A 16,950-nucleotide genomic window follows, 5' to 3' on the forward strand; every position below is an offset into this window, starting at 1 on the left:
AACCTACGAATTACAAATTAGTAATTAAAACCTCTCAGGTTGAAAAATCACAACAAACAAATAAACACAAAGACACAGAGTAACAAGTCCCAACAAAGTAATTGTGTAAGCTGAAAAACGCGATTCTGATATCGGTGTTGCGGCTTGAACTGCTGGTGCGAGTAATACATTAAAGCAAAGTAGTAAAAACAGACCCAGAGGAAGACGATTCCGTTTATAGTTGATGCGTTCTGATAGTTGGTTCATAATTTAAGAGGGTGAAGGAGTTTAAACGCAGAGGTACGCGGAGTTTTGATTAGGCTAGTCCTACAGATGCAATGAAAATGTCAATGATTTTGATAGCAATAAAAGGAGCAATCACGCCACCTAATCCGTAAATAAAGATGTTTCTTTGCAAAAGTTGGTCAGCGGTGAGAGGACGAAATTTCACACCAGTTAATGCTAAAGGAATCAATGCCGGAATAATCAAAGCATTGTAAATCAAAGCTGATAAAACCGCTGATTGGGTACTTACCAAACCCATAATATTTAAACCGCTAACACCAATACCAGGGAAAATTGCCGGAATAATTGCAAAGTATTTGGCGACATCATTAGCAATTGAAAAAGTTGTTAAAGCCCCACGAGTAATTAGTAATTGTTTACCAATAGTGACGATATCAATTAATTTTGTCGGGTCAGAATCCAAGTCCACCATATTTGCAGCTTCTTTCGCTGCTTGTGTACCAGAATTCATTGCCACACCCACGTTTGCTTGAGCTAAAGCCGGAGCATCATTAGTACCATCTCCAGTCATAGCGACTAATTTTCCTTGAGCTTGTTCACTCCGAATTACTTCAATTTTATCCTCTGGAGTTGCTTCCGCAATAAAATCATCTACACCAGCTTCTTGGGCAATTACCGAAGCAGTAAGACGGTTATCTCCTGTCAGCATCACAGTTTTAATTCCCATGCGGCGCATTTGATCAAATCGTTCTTTAATCCCCGGTTTAATAATATCTTTGAGATAAATTACACCGTAAACATCATCATTTTTACAAACCGCTAATGGTGTTCCACCTAATTTAGAAACTCGCTCATAAGCTGCATCAAGTTCTGGTGTTAATTGTCCATTTCGAGAACGCACAAATCCTTTAATTGCATCTACAGCACCTTTACGAATTTCTACTCCATTAGGTAAATCAATCCCACTCATTCGCGTTTTTGCCGAAAATTCAATCCCCTCCGCATTTTTTGAACTAAAATCTAATTTTGCGCCTAATGATTCCGCTAATTTAACAATTGATTTTCCTTCGGGAGTTTCATCAAAAATACTTGATGCTAAAGAAATTTGAGCAACTTCATCAAGGGAATGACCTTTAACAGGAATAAATTCCTCCGCCATGCGGTTTCCTAAAGTAATTGTTCCCGTTTTATCTAAAACCAAGGTGTTAATATCTCCACAGGCTTCTACAGCCCTTCCAGATGTAGCTATGACATTAAATTGGGCGACTCTATCCATACCCGCAATGCCAATTGCACTTAATAATCCGCCAATTGTAGTAGGAATTAACGCCACTAATAAGGCAATTAATACCGCAATACTTACAGGTGATTTAACATAAACTGACACTGTAGGTAGAGTGGCAATTACCACTAAAAAAACTTGAGTTAGCACTGCCAAAAGTACAGTTAAAGCAATTTCATTGGGGGTTTTAGTACGAGAAGCCCCTTCAACTAAAGCAATCATTCTGTCAATAAAACCTTGACCTGGATCTGATGTCACCCTAATTGTTAATTCATCAGAATTAATGCGAGTTCCTCCAGTTACAGAACTAGCAATATCAGTTCCTGGCTGTTTCAATACTGGTGCAGATTCCCCAGTAATAGCAGATTCATCTACAGCAGCCACCCCAACAATTACTTCTCCGTCTGCGGGGATTACATCACCAGCGATAACTTTAATTTGGTCACCACGACGCAAGGTAGTAGAATTAACTTCTTGAATAGAACCGTCAGGAAGAAGTTTCCGGGCTGTGACATCGGATTTTGTCGCCCGTAAAGAGTCAGCTTGAGCTTTTCCTCTTCCTTCAGCAACAGCTTCCGCAAAATTTGCAAAAACAAGAGTAAAGAACAAAATTATCGTAATTAAACCATTAAAAAGTCGCGGATTATTACCAGGAGTAACACCAAAAAGATTCGGTTCAATAGTTACTAAAGCCGTAATAATCGTCCCCACCCACACTAAAAACATAACTGGATTTTTCAGCATATTGCGTGGGTCTAATTTGACAAATGCTTGTTTAAATGCCCTAGAATAAAGTCCAGTCTTTTTGACTTTGGGGGTATGTTTACGTTCTTGTCGAGTTTTTGTAGTTTTCATGAAAATTTAGTTATTTTTCTCTTGGATATGAATTATATTTCGCGCAAAGGTACAATCTCCGTTAGGAGATCCCGCAGGGTAGGAGCAAAGACGCAAAGTTTGAGATTTTCTAATTTCATACTTCAATTCAGCAACTCCTCTTTCTTTGCGCCTCTGCGTCTCTGCGTGAGAAAAGAAAGATATAGTTTATTTAGCAAGTAAAAACCATTCAGCAATAGGACCTAAAACTAATACGGGGAAGAAGGTTAACGCCCCAAGAATTAAAATTACGCCACCTGTAACTCCGGTAAATAAACGAGTATCAGTTCTGAGAGTACCGGCAGTCATGGGAACTGGTTGTTTTCTAGAAATACCATCTGCTAGTAACAATAAAGCGATGATAGGAATGTAACGACCGGCTAAAATGCTGACACTGGTGCTAAGGTTCCACCACAGGGTATTATCTCCCAAACCTTCAAAACCAGAACCGTTATTTGCAGCAGCGGAAGCATATTCATAAACTACTTGAGAAACGCCGTGAAAACCTGGGTTACTAATACCTGAAAGAGTATCGGGAAAGGCAAAAACTATCGCCCAAGGAATTAAAACTGCGAAAGGATGAACTAATAAAACTACGCTGGAAAGAACTATTTCTTGTTTCTCAATTTTGCGTCCTAAAAATTCTGGTGTTCTTCCTACCATTAAACCAGTCAGGAATACTGCCAAAATCAAGTAGATAAATAAATATGCTGTGCCAGTTCCTTGTCCTCCCCAAATAATTTGTAAAAACATATTTGAGAGGGTAGAAAATCCTCCGGGAGGCATTAATGAATCGTGCATTCCATTAACAGCACCACACATTGTTGCTGTTGTCATTACTGCCCAAAGTGCTGTTTGCGCCCAACCAAATCTGACTTCTTTTCCTTCTAAGTTGGGTTGCTGTGATCCTAACAAGGAATTAACAAGTGGATTTCCTTGATATTCACCAATTACTGTAATTACTACCAAGAAAACAAAGATGATAAATACCATCCAAAATACTAGCCAAGCTTGTTTGAGATTATTAGCAAATACTCCATAGGTGTAAATAAAAGCTGAAGGGATAGAAATCATTGCCCAAGTTTCTACTAAATTAGAAAAACCGTTGGGATTTTCAAAGGGGTGAGCTGAGTTAATACCAAAAAAACCGCCGCCATTTTCACCAATTTGTTTGATTATCTCATAATGGGCAACTGGACCACGTGCGATCGCTTGAGTTGCTCCTTCTAATGTTGTCGCTGTGGCTACTCCTGCAAGGGTTTCGGGTACACCAGCCATGATTAATAATAAACCCCCAACAACGGACATAGGTAGTAAAATCCGGGTAATTGATTTAGTTAAATCACCGTAAAAATTACCTAATCCTCTGCCAGTTAAGCCGCGAATAAAGGCAATCCCCACCGCTAAACCTGTGGCGGCTGAAGTAAACATTAAAAAGCCTAAAGCAAAGGTTTGACTGGCATAACTAAAGGTTGTTTCTCCAGAGTAATGCTGTTGATCTGTGTTGGTTAAAAAAGAGAGAGTGGTGTGTAATGCCAAATCCCAACTTGGCGCTTTTAACCCTGTAGGATTTAGCGGTAAAAATCCTTGAGTCATCAATATCAAAAATACTAAAATCGCCATAGCAAGATTACTATAAATCACCGCTTTTGCATATTGCCAACCTGTCATTTCATCTTCTGGGCGAACTCCACTTAATAAGAAAATTATTCTTTCAAAGGGATTTAACACAGAGTCGAGCAGTGTTCTTTCTCTTAGAAAAACACGAGCAATATATTTCCCTAATAAGGGAGTAGTGGCAATGACGATAATTAATGTCAATGCAATTTGCATCCAACCTTGTAACATGAATTATAAAAACTCCTAGCAGTATCAGTAAAATTCAGTAAAACCAATTTTTGAATTATTCAGCCATATCGTAGTCTGGATGAATTTATATCATTGATGATTTTCGGAATAAAAACAAGGAATATAAGGATATAAAAACTGTTTATTTTTTCTATTTATCTATCTACCTAAAGATATATATCAGTGTTTAGTAAAGTTTAGGGTAAAACCTAAACGCTAGTAAACAAGATCCCTAACTTCTTTAAGAAGTCGGGGATCTAAACTTTGATAATTGCTATAGTTATATAAGTTGAGAAAAGGTAACTTAGTAAATGGTATATTTTAAAAATAAATTAATAAACAATAACTTACGCGTTGGTAAAATATTACTGATTGTCACTATATTTATCTTTCTAGGAGTTTTAGAATATTCCACCCCAAATGACTATGTTTTTGGATATCTCTACAGTGGAGCAATTTTATTAGTTAATTCTTGGTTTGGGGGAATGGCAACAAAAAGCGCCACATTTGTAGCTGTTTTTCTAACCATGTTAAATGTGTGGATACCCGTAAGGGAAGTCATTCAGGCTTCTACTATTGCTAGTCGAGTCATTGCAGCAATAGCATTAATAGTCACAGGATTTTTAAGTCAACGATTGCGAAAATCTCAAAAAGCCATTGCCCTCACTCAAACTCAACTAGAAGCCCAAGCCCAATTAGTAAGACTGCGAGAAGATTTTGCTTCCACACTTACCCACGATTTAAAAACACCACTTTTAGGAGCCATTGAAACTATTAAAGCTTTTCAACAAGAAAAATTTGGCGCTGTTTTACCAATGCAGCAGAAAGTTTTGGCAACAATGGCACGTAGCCATGAAACTTCCCTAGATTTATTAGAAACTTTGTTAGATGTCTATCGCAATGATACTGAAGGCTTAAAACTAGATTTAGCTCCTGTGGATTTAAGCATATTAGCAGAAACGGCAGCGGCGACTTTGATTGAATTAGCGGCAAATCGTCGCATTCATCTATCTTTAAACTATGGTAACTCCGATTGGAAGCGATCGCTCTGGGTTAACGGTGATGCTTTGCAACTGCAACGAGTTTTTAGCAATCTCCTCATCAATGCTATCAACCATTCTCGGCGCGGTGATCATGTCGAAGTCGTCTTAGAACCCCAAACCTCCTATCAAGTTGTGAAAATTTTAGATACAGGTGCAGGTATTCAACCCGAACAGTTTCCCCACTTATTTGAACGATTTTACCAAGGAAATAGCGATTCCTACGGAGCGCTTTGCTATCGCGGCGGGCTTTCCCAACGCCAAGCTAAAGGTTCTGGATTAGGACTTTACTTATCTCGGCAAATTATTGAAGCCCATAACGGTATAATATGGGCAGAAAACAGAGTTCCCAATGGTGCCATTTTTGGTTTCAAGCTCCCTGTTTTGCCATTTCAGTCTTAAATACATGAGATGTCTTCTACCCCTATAAAAATCCTCCTAGTTGAGGATGATGAACTTTTCCGCTTAGGCTTGCGTGTGCGATTGCAGCAGGAAACTGGTTTGGAGATTATCGCCGAGGCAGAAGATGGTGAAATAGCCATTGAGTTAGTCAACCAGCATTCTCTCGATGTCGTTCTTTTAGATGTAGGATTACCAGGAATTGGGGGTATTGAAGCCTGTCACCAAATTAAACAAAAATATCCCAATTTGCCAGTTTTAGTCCTCACTTCCCATGCTGAAAAATTCCTAATTGCGCGGTTAATTGCTGCTGGCGCTCAAGGCTATTGTCTCAAAGGAATTGCCGCTGAAAAATTGGTTTTAGCTCTCCGTTCTGTAGCTGCTGGAGCATCTTGGTGGGATGAAACTGCAACTAAAGAAATTCGTTCTTCTTTTGCATTTGATTCATCTCATATCCGTTCAGAAAATATTTTAAAAGCCTCTAATCCTCTTACCCACAGAGAAGAAGAAATTCTCACACTTCTAGCCGCCGGCAAAACCAATCATCAAATAGCTGAAACTCTTTACATTACAGATGGAACTGTCAGAGTTCATGTTCATGCAATCCTGCATAAATTAGGAGTCGGTGATCGTCAAAGTGCTGTTGTTGTTGCTTTACAAAAACAGTTAATTAATCCCTTATAACTGAAATAGTCTTTAATTAAGAATTACGAATTACGAATTACGTATCCCTAGCGGGACCGAAGGAAATATTACGAATTACGACCTGTGGTACTAGACTTTACAGCTTTAATCTGGCAATATGTCCTGGCATAACTAATTATATTCACCAAAACTCGAAAATATAGAATATAATCATCAGCTAATCTCGGTTATGTTTGGCATGAGATATTTTAAAGGGTGTAATCTTATACTAGAAACCAGTAATAGTGTAAAAAAGTTATCATTGGTTTCTATATCTTGAGAGGCAGGAGAGATAATGTGTTGTATAAATATAGGAATCCTATAGATAATGCTAACTAGCGAAAAAATGAATAAGAGTAAGATAGAAATATTTTTAACATCAACTTCAACCAACATCTAGAAAATAGTAAATTCAGATTTACTCTCTTGAGGTGATTAGAGCAATCACCCAATTCTTAACCATCAAATTTACGAGTAATTCATTCATCTGTTATCTCTAAGTATTGACAGGCTAAAACTTCAGTTTAATTGAGTACAAACTAAATGGGACAAGGTTTTTTACAAATTGCGTTAACGCTGTGTATCGTCATATTCATTACTCCCAAATTGGGAAAATACATAGCCAGTGTATTTTTAGGAGAAAGCACAATGCTTGACCCTATCATGAACCCAATAGAGAAAATTCTCTATATACTAGCGGGTGTCCGCAGAAAAGATGAGATGACAGGTTGGCAGTATATTCGGGCAGTAATATGCACCAATCTAGTCATGGGAATTTCTGTATATTTACTAATATCTTTTCAGAGACTTTTACCCTGGAATCCTAACGGCTTTGGGGCGATGAAATGGGATACATTACTGCACACTACAATTTCTTTTCTGACTAATACTGACCAGCAACACTACGTGGGAGAAACAAGCTTAAGCTATTTTAGCCAAACTGCTGCTTTAGGCTTTTTAATGTTCACCTCAGCAGCCACAGGTTTAGCGGTAGGAATTGCTTTTATTCGCGGGTTGACAGGGAGAAAGTTAGGGAACTTTTATGTGGATCTCACTCGTGCAATTACGCGCATTTTACTACCTCTTTCCATTATCGGTGCGATCGCACTCATTATCTTAGGTGTACCGCAAACATTAAAAGAAACTCTAGTTCTCCAAACCTTAGAGGGAGGAACTCAGTATATACCTAGAGGTCCAGTTGCTTCCTTTGAAATCATCAAAATGTTAGGTGACAACGGCGGCGGTTTTTTTGGCGCTAACTCCGCCCACCCCTTTGAAAATCCTAATGGCGCTTCTAACTTAATAGAAATTATCGCCATGATTTCTATCCCCACATCCTTAATTTACACCTACGGCGTATTTGCCAATAACCTCAAACAAGCTTGGTTATTATTTTGGATGGTGTTTATTATCTTTGTAATTCTAATTTGGGTGACTACCGTTGGCGAACTGCAAGGAAATCCCATCATTAACAAAAACCTGGGAGTAGAACTACCGAACTTAGAAGGTAAAGAACTGAGATTTGGCTGGGCGCAAACAGCATTATGGGCAGTTACAACTACTGCTACCATGTGCGGTGCTGTCAACGGGATGCATGATTCCCTCATGCCTCAAGGCATATTTTCCACCTTATTCAACTTATTTCTCCAAATCATTTGGGGAGGACAGGGAATAGGCACAGCATACTTATTTATTTACCTAATTCTTACCATGTTCATCACTGGGTTAATGGTAGGACGCACCCCAGAATTTTTCGGGCGCAAAATAGAAAAACGGGAAATCTTTCTGGCCAGCGTCGTTTTACTGATTCATCCGATGATAGTGTTGATTCCCAGTGCGATCGCTCTAGCCTATCCTATCTCCCTAGCAGGAATCAGCAACCCAGGCTTTCATGGTATTTCTCAAGTAGTTTATGAATACGCCTCAGCCGCAGCAAATAATGGTTCTGGCTTGGAGGGTTTGAAGGACAACAGTCTTTGGTGGAACTTGAGTACCAGTTTCAGCATTTTAGCAGGGCGCTACATTCCCATTATTGCCATCCTCCTCTTTGCTGATAGTATGTCCCGCAAACCGAAACAACCAGAAACCCGTGCTACCCTCAGAACCGATTCTCTCCTATTTACAACTGTCACCGCCGGCGTAACCATCATTTTAGGAGTACTGACTTTCTTCCCAGTTTTAGCTTTAGGCCCCATAGCCGAAGGTTTTAAATTAGCCTCTGGAAGTTAGGGGACACGGAGATGGGGAGACGCGGGGACGCGGAGACGCGGAGATGGGGAGACGCGGAGACACGGTGACACGGTGACACGGAAAACCTTAATCACCAATCACCAATTACCAATCATCAATCACCAATTACCAATCACCAATCACCAATCACCAATCACCAATCACCAATCACCAATCACCAATTACCAATCACCAATTACCAATTACCAATCACCAATCACCAATCACCAATCACCAATCACCAATTACCTAATATATGAATCCAGCTGCAACTACCCCAAAACCTAAATCTTCCCGTCCTCGTCCTAGCGATCGCCGTCAAAAACGCCAAAAAAAGCGGGTAAGTACCCAGGGACTATACACTAGGGCAATTAGAGATACCTTTCTTAAGCTGCATCCCCAATATGTGATCAAAAATCCTGTCATGTTTCTGGTTTGGGTGGGAACCATCATCACCCTAGCTGCAACCATATATCCCCCACTATTTGGGACAGTTAACCAGAAAAACCCGGAACTTTTCAACGGCTTGATCACAGTGATTTTGTTCTTCACCATTTTGTTTGCCAATTTTGCGGAAGCTTTAGCCGAAGGACGCGGTAAAGCCCAAGCTGATGCTTTACGATCAACAAAATCAGAAACCATCGCCAAAAAAATCGTCGTCGATGGCACAATTACGAAAGTCTCTTCTACCAGCCTCAAACAAGGTGATACTGTCTACGTCGTAGCAGGTGATATCATCCCCGCTGATGGTGAAGTGATTTTGGGTGTTGCTTCCGTGGATGAATCAGCAATTACTGGGGAATCTGCACCAGTTCTCAAGGAATCAGGTTCAGATGTTGCCAGTTCCGTTACTGGTGGTACTCGCATCATCTCCGACGAATTAATTATCCGCATCACCGCTGACCCCGGTAAAGGCTTTATTGACCGGATGATTGCCTTAGTCGAAGGTGCAGAACGTCGCAAAACACCCAATGAAGTAGCCTTGACGGTACTACTGGCAGTTCTCAGCCTCGTATTTTTATTTGTGGTCGCGACAATACCTGCCTTCGCTTATTATGTGAACAGTCCAGTCAGTGTACCCACACTAATTGCCCTCTTAGTCGCCCTGATTCCCACTACCATTGGCGGTTTACTCAGCGCTATTGGCATCGCAGGTATGGATCGCGTCGCCCAATTTAACGTTATTGCTACTTCAGGAAGGGCAGTGGAAGCCTGTGGAGATATTAATACTCTTGTATTAGATAAAACAGGTACAATCACTATCGGTAACCGTTTGGCAGAAGCATTTATCCCCATCAACGGTCATACAATGGCCGAAATTGCCAATATCGCCTTAGCCGCTAGTATATTGGACGATACACCTGAAGGTAAATCTATCATCCGACTAGCAGAAAGGTTAGGCGCAAAGTTTGACTTAGACCGCAAAAAATCACAAGGAGTAGAATTTTCCGCCAAAACCCGCATGAGTGGCACTAATTTACCAGGTGGAAGGGAAGTACGGAAAGGCTCAGTTGCGGCAATTAAAGGGTTTGTCGCTTCCCGCAATGGACGCATAGTCCCAGAATTAGATACCGCCTACGAACAAGTTTCCCACCAAGGAGGTACACCCCTAGCCATTTGCCTAGATAATGAAATTTACGGTGTTATTTATCTTAAAGATATTGTCAAACCTGGTATCCGCGAACGGTTTGACCAAGTGCGGCGAATGGGAGTACGTACCGTCATGCTCACTGGAGACAACTACATTACTGCTGCTGTCATTGCCAAAGAGGCTGGAGTAGATGAATTCATAGCCGAAGCCACACCAGAAGAGAAAATCAGCGTCATTCAACGGGAGCAAGCTGAGGGTAAACTGGTGGCGATGACAGGAGACGGGACAAATGATGCTCCCGCCTTAGCACAAGCTAATGTAGGTGTGGCCATGAATACAGGCACTCAAGCCGCCAAAGAAGCAGCTAATATGGTGGATTTGGACTCTGACCCCACAAAATTGATTGATATCATTAGTATTGGTAAACAATTGTTGATTACTCGTGGGGCTTTAACGACATTTTCTATCGCTAATGATATTGCTAAATATTTTGCCATTATTCCAGTGATTTTTACGGCTGCTAATCTAGAAAGCTTGAATATTATGAGGTTAACCAGTGCTAATTCAGCAGTACTGTCGGCACTGATTTATAACGCTTTAATTATTCCGGCTTTGATTCCTTTGGCATTGAAGGGTGTACAATTTAAACCTTTAACAGCTAATCAACTTCTGCAACGCAATATCTTGATTTATGGATTAGGTGGTGTGATTGCCCCATTTATTGCTATTAAATTATTAGATATGCTAATTACATTGGTGGGGTTAGCTTAAATACAGCAGGAATTGAAGAAGTGATAGGAGACACGGAGACGCGGAGAACCTTTTAAATCGCGATTCAAATCTTACTATCCAGATCCCAAATCTAAAATCTAAAATCTAAAATCTAAAATCTAAAATTCAATTATGGTATTTATTCAAGAAGCTATCCGAGCCATACGGATGACTCTATTGCTTTGGTTATTGACAGCAATTATCTATCCTCTGGCAATCCTGGGAATTGGTCAGTTTGCTTTCCCATTTTCAGCCCAAGGTAGCATCATGTTAAACATTGATAATCAACCAATTGGTTCGGCTTTGATTGGTCAACTTTTTACATCAGAACGATATTTTCAGGGTCGTCCAAGTGCAGTGAGATATAGTCAAGGCAGGAAAGCCAAGCCAACGGGTATATCTGGAGCTAGTAATCTCGCTCCTAGTAATCCAGACCTCACTAATAGGATTCGGGAGCAAGCAAATCAATTCCAAGATGACAATATACAACCGCTGGCAGATTTAATTTACACATCTGGTTCTGGTTTAGATCCCCACATTTCCTTGAAAGCAGCGCGACAGCAGTTAGCAAGAGTAGCGCGGGCAAGAGGCATCCAAGATGATGATATAATACCTTTAATTAATAAGTATACTGATGGCAGGTTTTTAGGAATATTTGGTGAACCCGGAGTAAATATTTTACGTTTAAATTATGCTCTTGATTTACAAGATGTGAACCGTAACCAAAATTAATAATTAGTTTTAAGTATGATGTTGCAGGTTTTGACATCGGCCAGAGTATGAATTAAACTACTGTTGCAATCTAAATCAAAATCTCTGCCAATGCACCCAACTCGCGTGATCGGTTTAATGAGTGGTACTTCCGTAGATGGCATAGATGCCGCTTTGGTAGAGATTTGTGGTACGGATTTGGATCTAAAAATTGAATTAGTAGCAGGGGAAACATATTCTTATCCCGCTGAACTACAAGAAAAGATTTTGGCAATTTGCGCTGGTGCAGCCATCTCAATGGCAGAATTAGCAGAACTAGATGATGCGATCGCTCTAGCTTTTTCCCAAGCCGCCCAAAATATTCAAATTGGTCATCCACCAGCTACCTTAATCGGCTCCCACGGTCAAACAGTTTACCATCGACCACCGCAGATAAATGGGGAGAAAACTTCTCTCCCTCTCTCATTGGGCTATAGCTTGCAACTTGGTCGGGGTGATTTAATTTCGCGCCTTACAGGTATTACTACTATCAGTAATTTCCGTGTGGCTGATATTGCCGCTGGTGGTCATGGTGCGCCTCTTGTTCCTAGAGTTGATGCCTATTTGCTCAGTCATCCACAAGAAGGGCGTTGTATTCAAAATATTGGTGGTATTGGTAATGTTGCTTATATACCTGCTCGGTGTGACAACTGGCTCTCTCAAATTCTTGGTTGGGATACAGGCCCTGGCAATAGTTTGTTGGATCTAGCTGTACAACATTTTACAGATGGTGCTAAAAGCTACGATGAAAACGGGACTTGGGCAGCTAGCGGTACTCCCTACCATCCATTGGTAGAAAAATGGCTCAGTCAAGATTATTTTCATTTACCACCACCTAAATCTACCGGGCGTGAGTTATTTGGTGTCACATACTTCAATAATTGTTTACAAGATGCCCAAGTCTACCAACTCAGCCCCGCAGATGTGTTGGCGACAATTACAGAACTGACCGCAGCTTCAATTGTTCACAGTTATCGAACCTTTTTACCACAAATGCCACAAAGAGTATTATTATGTGGCGGTGGTAGTCGAAATCTTTACTTAAAACATCGGTTAGAGTTGTTATTGGCATCAATTCCAGTTTTAACTACAGATGATGTCGGCTTAAGTGCGGCTTTTAAAGAAGCGATCGCCTTCGCCGTCTTAGCATACTGGCGACAACTAGGTATTCCTGGTAACTTACCCGCTGCAACTGGCGCGGAACAAGAAGTCCTTTTAGGAGAAGTTCACAGTAATAGTACTGCATGAACTATATTTTTTGCTGATTTTTCCTTAGTAGACTATGTTAAATATATATCTCTATTTTTACGTATTGGTTCAACACAAGGACTATATTCGGTGACTCACACTTTTTTATTAGAACCAGGACGCTGGATCATGCAAGGAAGTTGGTTGGAACGTAATGGTATGCCAATCAGCTTTAAGGGCATGACTTTAGTAGTTTGGAATCGTGAGAACTGGTTTTCTATGGCAACAAAGTTGGTATTTCCAGGCAGCGATCGCTCAGAAATATCTTGCCAATATAAAGGAAGACTGCATAATGGCGATCGTCAATATACTTTTTTACTCCAGCACAATCTTTTAGGACAGGTTGAAGGTGAAGGTTGGATTTGTCCAGATACCATCGTACAGCGTTACTGGGTATTGGGCGATCGTGAACGTCGTAGCGGTTTTGAAACCTTACACCAGGTGTCAGATGATAATTACTATCTCACTAGCGGTATCCTAGCAGGTCATTTTTTAACCAGTACAATGGAAGCCAGCCTAGCGCGTCAACCCACATAGGGAACCTGATTCTAGAAAAGTGAATCTTGTCTATTTTTAGTTAATTAAAATTAGCTCAAAGGGCTTCAGAATCTACAGTGTTTGAATTTACCCCTAGAAAAGTAAAAAAAGACAATTGCACTAGAGATAAGACACTTACTTTCTATGTAATCAGCTGCTAAAGCAAAAAAATATTGACAATATTCAAAACTGTGTGAGTGAATATACTTAAGCAGCTAGATAATTCCATTAACACCCTACTTGTTTTTTACTAAAAGAAAGAAAAATGCAAAAATTAGACCTCTATCAAGGTTTAATCCACGATTGTTGAACATTGGAGTCGAATTATCTATGTCAGACCCCAACATTGGTCGTTTACTCAGCAAACGCTACCAGCTTCAAGAACTAATTGGGACTGGAGCAATGGGACGGGTGTATCGTGCTAAGGATATTTTGTTGGGAGGTGTACCCGTTGCAATTAAGTTTCTCGCCTTATCCATGCAAAACGAAAAAATGCGTTTGCAAGAACGTTTTGAGCGAGAAGCAAAAACCTGTGCTTTGCTAGGTCAAAAAAGCATTCATATTGTCCGCGTGATGGACTATGGCGTAGATGAAAATAACACTCCATACTACGTGATGGAATACTTGCAAGGACAAAGCCTAAATACTGTAATCCGCAACCAAAATCTACCTATATCTAGATTCCTCAGTATGGCTCGGCAAATTTGTCTGGGCTTACAGTGCGCTCATAATGGTATCCCAGTAGATGGGGTAATCTGCCCAATTATCCATCGTGATATTAAGCCTAGCAATATGCTGGTAATTCAAGATGCCAGTTTTGGGGAATTAGTCAAGGTATTAGACTTTGGCATAGCCAAGTTAATCATGTCGGATAGTGATCAGACGAAATTCTATTTGGGTACTCTCGCTTATTCTTCTCCAGAGCAAATTGAGGGTAAAGAATTAGATAATCGCTCGGATATCTATAGTTTGGGTGTGATGATGTTTGAGATGCTCACAGGTAAAATGCCACTGATGGCGTTGACTCAGACTTTTGGAGCATGGTATCAAACTCATCTGTTTCAAAAACCTCTGTCATTTACTGAAGTTAATCCCACATTACAAATACCAAAGCCAGTCGAAGATTTGGTGATGAGTTGTTTAGCAAAAAAAGCAAGCGATCGCCCTCAAAGTATTAATGATATCCTCGCTGTCTTAGTAGCCGCAGAACAGGAGGACAAGATACGTAAAAAGAATAGTCAAAATATTCCTTTAGTCAATCAAAGTTTCACAACTCATACCAATATTGAAAAACAGACAAAACCTGAAAAGCGCCTAGCCCCAGCAATTGACAAAAAAAACAAAACTGAACTGCGGATATCCCCCATCAGCGATGAGATTGCTCGTCTGGCTTCTTGGCCTTCAAATAAACCAATCGCTGATATTTTTTTTCCCCAAACTATCCATAATCATGGCGAAGCTTTACCAGCCTTGTGGGTAATGCTACCTGAACAAGAAATTCGTAAGCGCTTAGTCTGTACCCGCTACAATCAATTTCTTTTCATTTCCCTTCCTCACCCAATGCTGTTGTGGATTACAGTTATCTATAACCGCAAACATGGAGCTAAATGGTTACCTTACTACATTGATCTCAAAACCACTTTTGGACAGGAGATCGTCCGCTTACTGCAATATACAGGTAATTATCGCTTGCTATTCTTTGCACGAGAGAGACCCAGTCGCTGTACTCATGTTCTACCTTCCAATATTGCCTCCAGTCAATGTGAGCGACTACAAGAGTGGCTGCAAATGAGCAAGATATTGGCATCATCTGGGGACGCACAATACAGTAAGGAGTTACTCAAAAAAGAGTATGAAAAGATTAAACCGCTAATCCTAGCCAAGCTGGAAGCAATGGATACCGATTCACCATTTGACCTGTCTGGTTAAAGTTAATCTCATTATGTATAAGTAGTCATGCAAAATAAATTGCATATTTAGGGGAGGGAATAGGGAACAGTAAAAGAATACAGAGATTTTTAGTTTTTGGCTAAATGTATAATTAGGGCTTGCTGAGGTACTTACAAAAAATATATGTAGTTTTATATAGCTGTAGCCAGGATAATTAGGACATTATTAATCCTTGAAACTTAGATATAATAAGGCTTTCCCTCCTGCCTCCTGCCCTCTGCCTCCTGCCTCCTGCTATAGCACTCAATCCTAAAACGTAAACTTTTATAAACAAAATATCTCTAGATTAGGAAATTATAGTTATATAAAACTTGGAAGCGGAGAATAGTAAATATCTAATCCAGTATAATTCAAGTATAGAAGCTTGAAATTTATACTAGAGATGTACAGGCAGTTAGTGTACAAAAGGTTGTAAAAGTTTATTTAGCCAAATAATATGATCGTGGCTGCGTCAAATGCGTCAATCAAATATAAAGGCTAATTATTGATTTGAGTGAACTACTTACAACCTGCTCTCTATAAAGACTTGTGAAAGTTTGATTAAAATGCGAATTAATTTACTGAGACAAGTTTCTGAATTAAAGGCAGTTGCGATCGCTGATCGAAGTTGACGCCCCAGCATCCCCAGCTGTTTTCCTCCCTGGAACCTAGCAAGAGAAGGAGGTCGCCCACTGCGACACAAGAATATTTACTCTATGCCATAGTGGAGCCTGGATCTAGTCCCCACTGATGCTTGAGAAGTTCTTTATAGGTTGCCTCCCGCACAACCATTTGCTCATAAAGCCTAACCAAAAAGTCTTGGGCTTGTTCATGGCTCATGTGCTGAACTTGTGTAGCAAATGAGCGGATGTTAAATTGCTGTTCTAAGGAAAGCTCAACTGGTTGATTCATAGTTAAAACCAAAAAACAACGCGTAAAAGTGATATTGCTTACATAAGAGCCAAAGGGATCATACTTGGGACAGTATATGCCTTACATTTGTTGATCCGTATTAAGAAAGATAACAATTGTTTGACAAAACGCCTAGTTCCCTAAGATTGGTTTTTCTGCTGAGATGTTTTGCACCTAGAGCTACTAATATACAACTCAAGTCTGATCAGGTATATTTCGGATAAATAAACCGGTGTTGCAACTCAAGTGGGCTTCAGGATGCTTCCTGGGTTGGCTTAATTAACTCAAGTTGCAGTTGAGACTTACAAGGGTGAAAGGTGCAAGATGTCTATTTTCTAGATTATGTAAATTTAGCCTCGTTAGGTAAATTTAGAGGTTAAAGATATTTTTATCAATTTGTAAATAGGAAAAATGCTCAGATTGAACAAAATGCTGAGTATATTTACTGGATTTTTCAAATATTAATGATTGAACCAATGACTGAGAACGAGGAACGGGTATCACTCCCTCATTCCCAATGACTATTGACCGAAAATAATGGGATACAAGCCCCGTCCTTCTAGGACGGCTTTTTATTGATTAATTCATCAATATAGTCCCTAACCTTATCTTGCCATCCTGGGACATCATTG

13 protein-coding genes are annotated in these 16,950 nt (G+C 40.0%); 9 read left to right on the forward strand and 4 right to left on the reverse strand.

Annotated features, from left to right (window positions below; all coding sequences use genetic code 11):
- Positions 1-24: 24 nt before the first annotated feature.
- The 3 genes from kdpF to kdpA (H6G68_RS21925) form a co-directional block, all read right to left on the reverse strand.
- Positions 25-246 (reverse strand): K(+)-transporting ATPase subunit F, encoded by a 222-nt coding sequence (kdpF, locus tag H6G68_RS21915; RefSeq protein WP_190908537.1) that lies wholly within the window; start codon positions 244-246, stop codon positions 25-27.
- Positions 247-295: 49 nt separating this feature from the next.
- Entirely contained in the window at positions 296-2,362 is a 2,067-nt protein-coding gene (kdpB, locus tag H6G68_RS21920) for a potassium-transporting ATPase subunit KdpB (protein WP_190908538.1), read from the reverse strand.
- A gap of 186 nt (positions 2,363-2,548) precedes the next feature.
- Entirely contained in the window at positions 2,549-4,228 is a 1,680-nt protein-coding gene (gene kdpA / locus H6G68_RS21925) for a potassium-transporting ATPase subunit KdpA (RefSeq protein WP_190908539.1), read from the reverse strand.
- Between the two features lie 311 nt (positions 4,229-4,539).
- Between kdpA (H6G68_RS21925) and H6G68_RS21930 the strand changes: the two genes are divergently transcribed.
- The 9 genes from H6G68_RS21930 (at position 4,540) to H6G68_RS21970 (ending at position 15,406) form a co-directional block, all read left to right on the forward strand.
- Positions 4,540-5,670 carry a sensor histidine kinase gene (locus H6G68_RS21930; RefSeq protein WP_190908540.1) on the forward strand — a complete coding sequence of 377 codons (1,131 nt, stop codon included), beginning with the start codon at positions 4,540-4,542 and terminating at the stop codon, positions 5,668-5,670.
- A gap of 9 nt (positions 5,671-5,679) precedes the next feature.
- Positions 5,680-6,351, forward strand: a complete 672-nt coding sequence (locus tag H6G68_RS21935; RefSeq protein ID WP_190908541.1) for a response regulator transcription factor — start codon at positions 5,680-5,682, stop codon at positions 6,349-6,351.
- Positions 6,352-6,894: 543 nt separating this feature from the next.
- Positions 6,895-8,580, forward strand: coding sequence for a potassium-transporting ATPase subunit KdpA (gene kdpA / locus H6G68_RS21940; protein ID WP_190908542.1), 1,686 nt, complete (start codon positions 6,895-6,897; stop codon positions 8,578-8,580).
- A 72-nt stretch (positions 8,581-8,652) separates the two neighbouring features.
- Positions 8,653-8,868 (forward strand): hypothetical protein, encoded by a 216-nt coding sequence (locus H6G68_RS21945; RefSeq protein ID WP_190908543.1) that lies wholly within the window; start codon positions 8,653-8,655, stop codon positions 8,866-8,868.
- Positions 8,837-10,942: a potassium-transporting ATPase subunit KdpB gene (kdpB, locus tag H6G68_RS21950; protein WP_190908544.1), complete on the forward strand. Its 2,106-nt coding sequence runs from the start codon at positions 8,837-8,839 to the stop codon at positions 10,940-10,942. The genes H6G68_RS21945 and kdpB (H6G68_RS21950) overlap by 32 nt, the downstream gene beginning before the upstream one ends.
- 132 nt (positions 10,943-11,074) lie before the next feature.
- Positions 11,075-11,674 (forward strand): K(+)-transporting ATPase subunit C, encoded by a 600-nt coding sequence (kdpC, locus tag H6G68_RS21955; RefSeq protein ID WP_190908545.1) that lies wholly within the window; start codon positions 11,075-11,077, stop codon positions 11,672-11,674.
- A 90-nt stretch (positions 11,675-11,764) separates the two neighbouring features.
- Positions 11,765-12,940: an anhydro-N-acetylmuramic acid kinase gene (locus H6G68_RS21960; RefSeq protein ID WP_422596601.1), complete on the forward strand. Its 1,176-nt coding sequence runs from the start codon at positions 11,765-11,767 to the stop codon at positions 12,938-12,940.
- Positions 12,941-13,030: 90 nt separating this feature from the next.
- The gene (locus H6G68_RS21965; RefSeq protein WP_190908546.1) at positions 13,031-13,477 is read left to right on the forward strand and encodes a hypothetical protein; all 447 of its coding nucleotides are present in this window, start codon (positions 13,031-13,033) and stop codon (positions 13,475-13,477) included.
- Positions 13,478-13,807: 330 nt separating this feature from the next.
- Positions 13,808-15,406 carry a serine/threonine-protein kinase gene (locus tag H6G68_RS21970; RefSeq protein ID WP_190908547.1) on the forward strand — a complete coding sequence of 533 codons (1,599 nt, stop codon included), beginning with the start codon at positions 13,808-13,810 and terminating at the stop codon, positions 15,404-15,406.
- Positions 15,407-16,120: 714 nt separating this feature from the next.
- On the opposite strand, the gene H6G68_RS21975 is transcribed toward H6G68_RS21970, so the two are convergent.
- Entirely contained in the window at positions 16,121-16,318 is a 198-nt protein-coding gene (locus H6G68_RS21975) for an NblA/ycf18 family protein (RefSeq protein WP_071191267.1), read from the reverse strand.
- Positions 16,319-16,950: the final 632 nt, after the last annotated feature.

Origin of the sequence: Anabaena catenula FACHB-362 (genome assembly GCF_014698735.1) — a bacterium.
Lineage (GTDB): Bacteria > Cyanobacteriota > Cyanobacteriia > Cyanobacteriales > Nostocaceae > Anabaena > Anabaena variabilis_A.

Excerpts from the sequence above, each read along its gene's own strand:
- H6G68_RS21975 (WP_071191267.1), bottom strand. The coding sequence starts at position 16,318 with ATGAATCAACCAGTTGAGCTTTCCTTAGAACAGCAATTTAACATCCGC.
- H6G68_RS21970 (WP_190908547.1), top strand. The coding sequence starts at position 13,808 with ATGTCAGACCCCAACATTGGTCGTTTACTCAGCAAACGCTACCAGCTT.
- kdpC (WP_190908545.1), top strand. The coding sequence starts at position 11,075 with ATGGTATTTATTCAAGAAGCTATCCGAGCCATACGGATGACTCTATTG.
- kdpB (WP_190908544.1), top strand. The coding sequence starts at position 8,837 with ATGAATCCAGCTGCAACTACCCCAAAACCTAAATCTTCCCGTCCTCGT.
- kdpB (WP_190908538.1), bottom strand. The coding sequence starts at position 2,362 with ATGAAAACTACAAAAACTCGACAAGAACGTAAACATACCCCCAAAGTC.
- kdpA (WP_190908539.1), bottom strand. The coding sequence starts at position 4,228 with ATGTTACAAGGTTGGATGCAAATTGCATTGACATTAATTATCGTCATT.
- kdpF (WP_190908537.1), bottom strand. The coding sequence starts at position 246 with ATGAACCAACTATCAGAACGCATCAACTATAAACGGAATCGTCTTCCT.
- kdpA (WP_190908542.1), top strand. The coding sequence starts at position 6,895 with ATGGGACAAGGTTTTTTACAAATTGCGTTAACGCTGTGTATCGTCATA.
- H6G68_RS21930 (WP_190908540.1), top strand. The coding sequence starts at position 4,540 with ATGGTATATTTTAAAAATAAATTAATAAACAATAACTTACGCGTTGGT.
- H6G68_RS21935 (WP_190908541.1), top strand. The coding sequence starts at position 5,680 with ATGTCTTCTACCCCTATAAAAATCCTCCTAGTTGAGGATGATGAACTT.
- H6G68_RS21960 (WP_422596601.1), top strand. The coding sequence starts at position 11,765 with ATGCACCCAACTCGCGTGATCGGTTTAATGAGTGGTACTTCCGTAGAT.